The organism is Shumkonia mesophila (genome assembly GCF_026163695.1).
GTDB classification, from domain to species: domain Bacteria; phylum Pseudomonadota; class Alphaproteobacteria; order Rhodospirillales; family Shumkoniaceae; genus Shumkonia; species Shumkonia mesophila.
Genome location: NZ_JAOTID010000002.1, coordinates 426,468 through 432,992 on the forward strand (window position 1 = coordinate 426,468; position 6,525 = coordinate 432,992).

General features: G+C 63.5%; 7 protein-coding genes and 1 tRNA gene. 3 read left to right on the forward strand and 5 right to left on the reverse strand.

Annotation, left to right across the window (positions count from 1 at the left end; all coding sequences use genetic code 11):
• The first annotated feature begins 137 nt into the window (after positions 1–137).
• Positions 138–392 (forward strand): hypothetical protein, encoded by a 255-nt coding sequence (locus ODR01_RS05365; RefSeq protein WP_316976579.1) that lies wholly within the window; start codon positions 138–140, stop codon positions 390–392.
• Positions 393–467: 75 nt separating this feature from the next.
• On the opposite strand, the gene ODR01_RS05370 is transcribed toward ODR01_RS05365, so the two are convergent.
• From ODR01_RS05370 to ODR01_RS05380, 3 genes are all read right to left on the reverse strand, one after another.
• A tRNA-His gene (locus ODR01_RS05370) sits at positions 468–544 on the reverse strand.
• Positions 522–1,304 carry a DUF1847 domain-containing protein gene (locus tag ODR01_RS05375; RefSeq protein WP_316976580.1) on the reverse strand — a complete coding sequence of 261 codons (783 nt, stop codon included), beginning with the start codon at positions 1,302–1,304 and terminating at the stop codon, positions 522–524. Before ODR01_RS05375 ends, ODR01_RS05370 begins: the two co-directional genes overlap by 23 nt.
• A 63-nt stretch (positions 1,305–1,367) precedes the next feature.
• Positions 1,368–2,126: a sulfite exporter TauE/SafE family protein gene (locus ODR01_RS05380; RefSeq protein ID WP_316976581.1), complete on the reverse strand. Its 759-nt coding sequence runs from the start codon at positions 2,124–2,126 to the stop codon at positions 1,368–1,370.
• 375 nt (positions 2,127–2,501) lie between these two features.
• Between ODR01_RS05380 and ODR01_RS05385 the strand changes: the two genes are divergently transcribed.
• The gene (locus tag ODR01_RS05385) at positions 2,502–2,840 is read left to right on the forward strand and encodes a P-II family nitrogen regulator (protein WP_316976582.1); all 339 of its coding nucleotides are present in this window, start codon (positions 2,502–2,504) and stop codon (positions 2,838–2,840) included.
• A 68-nt stretch (positions 2,841–2,908) separates the two neighbouring features.
• Complete coding sequence (gene glnA, locus ODR01_RS05390) at positions 2,909–4,330, forward strand: type I glutamate--ammonia ligase (protein ID WP_316976583.1); 1,422 nt, start codon at positions 2,909–2,911, stop codon at positions 4,328–4,330.
• 225 nt (positions 4,331–4,555) lie between these two features.
• Here glnA and ODR01_RS05395 read toward each other — a convergent pair whose 3' ends face one another.
• Both ODR01_RS05395 and ODR01_RS05400 read right to left on the reverse strand, forming a co-directional pair.
• A complete protein-coding gene (locus ODR01_RS05395) occupies positions 4,556–5,326 on the reverse strand; it encodes a thioesterase domain-containing protein (protein WP_316976584.1) in 771 nt (256 codons plus the stop codon).
• Positions 5,239–6,525 (reverse strand): amino acid adenylation domain-containing protein, encoded by a 1,287-nt coding sequence (locus ODR01_RS05400; RefSeq protein ID WP_316976845.1) that lies wholly within the window; start codon positions 6,523–6,525, stop codon positions 5,239–5,241. The genes ODR01_RS05395 and ODR01_RS05400 overlap by 88 nt, the downstream gene beginning before the upstream one ends.

A 6,525-nucleotide genomic window follows, 5' to 3' on the forward strand; every position in this document is an offset into this window, starting at 1 on the left:
CCCGGGATGGTAAGAAGCCCCTTCCATATAAAAGGCACCATCCCGTCGATTCAATAGAGTGCATGGGCGCACGCGCAAGAAGCGCCGCCCCGCGGAAAGGGTCGTTTTGGGGGTGGTCGGCGCCTTCGGGCATTCCCATGTTGAGGAACATGGACGCGACGTCACCCAAATCCCTGGACCTGTCGGCGATCGTCTGGCGGCAGCCCAACGGCAGCCCCGTGGCATGTCGGGAGAAACTGAAGGTTCTCACCGAGAACCTGGAGGAAATTCGCCAATGTTGCCAGGATGCGCTCGAGGATGCGGTCCTGATGGGGTGTGAGGAAGGCCAGGTACGGGAGGTTTTCGAGGCCATCGTCCGGTCGATCCACAATCCCTATGCAAAGGGCGATTGACGACCCCGGGTCGCCAAAAAGCCGCCGGCAAAGTGAAAGAAAGGCTTGGCCGGAAGCGGCCAAGCCTTTCAAATCTGGGGCGAGAGATGGGACTTGAACCCACGACATCCAGATCCACAATCTGGCGCTCTAACCACCTGAGCTACTCCCGCCATCGGCGGGCCCCTGTGTAGCCTCAACCCGATGCCCCGTCAAGCTTTGAGCGGCCTTCTGCGGGCCGGCGGTTTCGACGGGGGCCGCCGGCTTTTTCGAGGGCACCTCGGGCTTGAGCGGCCCCCAGATTCGGCGGAAATACCCGTCGGCCAGCAGCAGGGCGGCGGCCGGGTTGTGGCCGAGAGCCCGATCCTTCGCCACCAGGGTCGTCGTCAGGGCTTCGGCGTGCTTGAAAAACAGACTGTCGTGCCCGACGCACAAGCCGACGACGACATTGAAATCGGTTCCCGCGCGATTGAGCAGTTCGGCTTGCACGATCGGGTTGCACATCGCCTCGAATTTGCCGGGGTGGACCTTCTCGTGGTCCTGGATGCCGATTTCCTCCTTGGCGATGCCGCCGGCCTTGCAGCAGGCCGAGGCGACCGTGAAGCCATGGCTTTCCAGGACCCGGGTTAGGATGGCCGCCAGGTCGAACACGCCGACGCAGAAGGCGATGCCGATCTTCTGGAATCCCATGCGCTTGGCGAACGCGCAGACTTCCTCGACGCGCGTCCATTCGCAATAGCCCTCGGCCTCGACGCGGGCGGACTCGAGCGCGACCTTGGCCAGAAAGGGATCCTGATACTTGGCGAATCCCTTGGCGATGCCGGGATCATCCACCTTGCTGGGGCACCATCCCGGGCCGTGCTGGTCGTCGCCCTGCCGGCAGACGCGAATTTCTGGGGGGCAATAGGCACATCCGGGGTCGGTATACTTCATCGGCCAGTGTCTCCTTGGCGCGATCCGTGGGGGGCGGGTCGTCGTTGGCGCAGGCCGGCATTCTTACCCGAGCGTGGCCAGCACGCCATCGTAAAAAAGCTTGAGGCCTGTGACGAACAGGAACAGATAACATAGCCGATAGAACCATGTCGGCGAAATGCGCCGGTGCAGCCAGATCCCCAGCACCACGCCGACCGGGGCCAAGGGGGCCAGGATCAGCGACATCGCCAGATTGCCGGCCGGCAGCAGGCCCAGCCACCAATAGGGCAACAGCTTGGCGTAATTGACGGCGGTGAACAGCATGACCATGGTGCCGACGAAGAGCGTCTTGTCCATCCGCTGGGGCAGCAGATAGGTATTGGCCGGCGGGCCGCCGGCATGGGCCAGGAAGCTGGTGAAACCGGAGAGCGCCCCCCAGAACATCCCCCTGCCGACATCGGGATTGGCGTTGGCCTTGGCCGGCTTCTTGCGAAACCAGTAGTCCAGCGAGAAAACCACGGCGATGCATCCGACGAGCAGCCGGATCGAGCCGTCGCTGAACCAGTGGAAGGTGAACGTGCCGATGGCGATGCCGATAAGCGCGCCGGACGCCATGATCCAGAAATTGCGCCGGTGCCACGTCTTCCGGTACGCCCAGACGCCCATCACGTCCATCAGGCAGAGGATGGGCAGCATGATGGCGGCGGCCTGGGGCGCCGGGATGACCAGGGACAGCAGGGGAACACCCAGCATCGCCAGGCCGCCCCCGAAGCCGCCCTTCGAAATGGCGGCCAGCAGCACGGCGGGAACGGCGACGGCGTAAAACAGGGGGTCGGAGATCATCGGGACGACTGCCGGGACAGGGGGAACCGCCGCGGCGGGCGGAAGCTGGCTTCAGCCCTTACCCGCTTCGCACGACCGGTTCAAATGGTTTCGTCGGATGCATCCAAACGGGCCGCGCTTCTGTTTAAATTCGCGCCGTTTGCCTAAAATTAAAGCACCAGCCTTCCCGTTCCCTCGGCCGCATCCGCCGGTCTCCGGCCCAAGGCCCCGGGCTTTCAAGGGTTTTTCGATCCCCTGGAAGCTGGCACGTGTTGTGCGTATGGAGTGGCGACCCTGCCGGGCGCATCGGACGGTGCCGAAGGGACGGTCATCCAAAGGGTAACTCGGACCGGTTCCCTCCGCGGGCCGGTTCTTTAGCCGGAGAGGCCAGATTTCATGAAAAAAATCGAAGCCATCATCAAACCCTTCAAGTTGGATGAGGTGAAGGAAGCCCTTCAGGAGGTCGGCCTCCAAGGTATTACGGTGATCGAGGCCAAGGGTTTTGGGCGCCAAAAAGGGCATACCGAGCTTTACCGTGGGGCGGAATACGTCGTCGACTTCCTGCCCAAGGTGAAGATCGAGGTGGTTCTCGAGGACAGCCAGGTGGAACCCGCCATCGAGGCGATCCAGCGGGCGGCCCGGACCGATCGCATCGGCGACGGCAAGATCTTCGTCACCAACGTCGAGGAAGCCGTTCGCATCCGGACCGGCGAACGCGGTACGGACGCCATTTAACCCGGCAAAGCCGGGCCAGAAGATTTGACCAATTTCAATACGTCAGTGGATGGGAAGAGGAACCTGACATGCCTTTGAATTGCAAAACCCCGGCCGATGTCATGAAGGTCATCAAGGAGCAGGACATTCCGTTCGTCGATCTGCGCTTCACCGACCCGCGCGGCAAGTGGCAGCACACGGCGCAGACGCCGGAGACTCTCGACGACGAAGCCTTCGCCGACGGCATCATGTTCGACGGATCGTCGATCGCCGGTTGGAAGGCCATCAATGAATCGGACATGCTCCTGGTTCCGGACCCCGAAACGGCGGTGATGGACCCCTTCTCGGCGCAGCCCTCGCTCATCCTTTTCTGCGACATCGTCGAGCCGTCGACCGGCCAGCCCTATAACCGCGATCCGCGTTCGCTGGCCAAGCGGGCCCAGGCCTATCTGGCCTCGACCGGCATCGGCGACACCGCCTACTTCGGCCCCGAGGCCGAGTTCTTCGTGTTCGACGATGTCCGCTACAAGGTCGCCATGAACACCTGCTCCTACGAGCTCGATTCCGACGAGGGCCCGTACGTTTCCGGCAAGATCATGCCCGAGGGCAATGCCGGTCACCGCCCGCCGATCAAGGGTGGCTATTTCCCGGTGCCGCCGGTGGATTCGGCCTCCGACCTGCGCGCCGAGATGGTCACGGTGATGAAGGAAATGGGCCTGCCCATGGAAAAGCATCACCACGAGGTGGCGCCCAGCCAGCACGAACTGGCCATCAAGTATGACACCCTCGTCAAGGCCGCCGACAACCTGCAGATCTACAAGTACGTCGTGCAGATGGTCGCCCACTCTTATGGCAAGACGGCGACCTTCATGCCGAAGCCGATCATCGGCGACAATGGCTCGGGTATGCACACCCACCAGTCGATCTTCAAGAATGGCAAGCCGGTGTTCGCCGGTTCCGGGTACGCCGACCTCTCCGAGACGGCGCTCTATTACATCGGCGGCATCATCAAGCATGCCCGCGCGCTCAACGCCATCACCAACCCCGGCACCAACAGCTACAAGCGGCTGATCCCGGGCTTCGAGGCACCCGTGCTGCTGGCCTACTCGGCGCGCAACCGTTCGGCGTCCTGCCGCATTCCCTACGCCGCGAGCCCCAAGGGCAAGCGCGTCGAGGTGCGGTTCCCCGACCCGACCTGCAATGGCTACCTGGCCTTCGCGGCGATGATGATGGCCGGCCTGGACGGCATCATGAACAAGATCCATCCCGGCGACGCCATGGACAAGAACCTCTACGACCTGCCGCCGGAAGAACTGAAGGAAGTGCCGACGGTGTGCGGCAGCCTGCGCCAGGCCCTTGGCGCGCTCGACGCCGACCGCGACTTCCTCAAGAAGGGCGACGTCTTCAGCGACGACCTGATCGACGGCTACATCGCGCTCAAGTGGGAAGAGGTCTACAACTTCGAGCACACGCCCCATCCGGTCGAGTTCCAGATGTATTATTCGTCCTAAAGGCTAACCATCTGAGTTAAAACGGTAAATTCCTAACGTGCGTCAGGCTCGGCGGGGCTGGTTTCAGCCCCCCGGGCCTGATGTCTTTTGGGGATGTTCACTGGCGACATCTCCGTATTGGCGGAGTTTGTGCGGGAGGGCGTCGTCTCTGTGCAAATTCGCCTGTCCTCGCCGTTCAGAGGCCAGGTTTTTTCGGGGTGGCTTCCCTCTGTGACCGCCGCCGGCTTACCGATCGGCCATGGCGTTCAGATGGTCTTGAACGAAGGCGGCGAGCTGATTGATGAATGGCTTCTGCATCATTTGCCCGTGCGTTCCGTCCATCCAGCGCAATTCCACTCCGCCGGCCGCCAACGCCCCCCAGCCATTCAGGTCATCACCGGGGATGCCCGGCGCCTGTCGGGTCAAAACGCGTGGACGCACCAACAGGAGCCGCCCGTCCGTGTGTCGTGGCCGGTAGCGTATCGCCGCCAGCGCATTGTTCTGGAACACTCCCAACAGGCGGCGCATGCCGGCACGGTCGATGCTGTCAGGCAGCAGGTCCGAGCCGCGCCCACGCTCGACCAACAGGTCCAGTCGGGCCTCGGGACTGCATGCCCGCATCTCGGCAGCATCGACGATGTGAAGTTCCTCGAACAGGATGGCCAAGTACTCGGCTTCGTCCTCGCGCAGCAGGGTGCGAATAGGGCCGGGCGAGGCCACGGCGTCGAACAGCAGAACCGCCGAAACCTTCCTACCCGTCCGTTGCAGTTGGCTTGCCGCCTCGTAGGCGAGGAGTCCACCGAAGCTCCATCCGGCGAGGACCAACGGTCCCTTGGGCAGGATACCGCGCAGGGCCTCCAGGTAGGCCGCGGCCATTTCCTCGACGCTCGGCAGCAGGGGATGGCTTTCCTCCAAGCCATAGGATTGCATCATATACAGGGGTTGGTCCGGGCCCAGCGCCTCCGCCAGGGACCGATAGCAGAGCACGTTGCCGCCAACGGGATGGAAGCAGACCATCGGGGGGCGCGTTCCCGCCGCGTGTCACTTCGACCGCCGTATTCGAGGGTGCCGTCATCCCGCCAACGGCCAAGGTCGCCCGTGCGATAGAGCCGTTGATCGGCATGTTCGGGATCGTCGATGAAGGCCCGCGCGGTCAGGTCGGCGGCGTTCCAGTAGCCGTCGGCCAAGCCGAGGCCGCCAGCATGGATTTCCCCCCACACGCCGATCGGGACGCGGTGTCCGGCGGCGTCGAGAACCGCCACCCGGGTATGGGGGATCGGCCGGCCGATCGGCATCGAGGCAAAATCCAGATCCTCGGGCCTTACCCGATGAACGGTGGTGAAGGTGGTGTTTTCAGTCGGGCCATACCCGTTGATGAATATGACACGGGGACAGGCGTCGAAAGCGCGTCGCGCGTGGACCATGCTCATCACTTCGCCGCCGGTCAGCACGGCCCGCAATCCTTGGAAGCTGGCGGGGTCGTGTTCAACCTGTCGGTTGAAAAGGCTGGCCGTCAACCAAAGGACAGTGATTCCGAGGCGGCGGATGGTTTCGGCCAAGGTGGCAGGGTCGAGCAGGTCGTTGCGGTAGGCGATGCAAATCCGCCCACCGTTGAGCAGAGGTCCCCAGATCTCCAACGTGGAAGCATCGAACGCCAGTGGAGCGGTCTGGAGAATACGGTCATCGGGGCTCAGGTGGACGTAGTCGTCGCCGATGACCAGCCGGATCACCGCGCGCTGCGGCACCAGAACACCCTTGGGCTGGCCGGTCGAGCCCGAGGTGTACATCAGATAGGCGGCGCGATCGTCGGGATTCCTTTCGTCCTCCAGGCTTGGGGGGGTATCGGCTTTCCGCTCCACGAGCGTAGCGGCATCGATGATCGGACCGTCGAAAGTGGTGCCAAGCGCGAGACGACCGGTGGCGTCGGCGATGACGACACGGCATCCGGCGTCGGCAAGGATGAAGGCATTGCGCTCCGCCGGGTAGGCCGGGTCCAACGGCACGTAGGCAGCGCCGGCGACAAAGATGCCCAGGATCGCCACGACGGCATCGCGGTCGCGCGCCATGTGCAGGGCGACCCGATCACCCGGTTTCACGCCGGCCCCGATCAACGCAAGGGCAACACCATTCGCCCTGCGGGCCACTTCCTCGTAGGTCGACACCCCCTGGCGGTCTTCCACAGCGACTGCGGTGGGGTGCAGGCAGGCCTGTTTCAG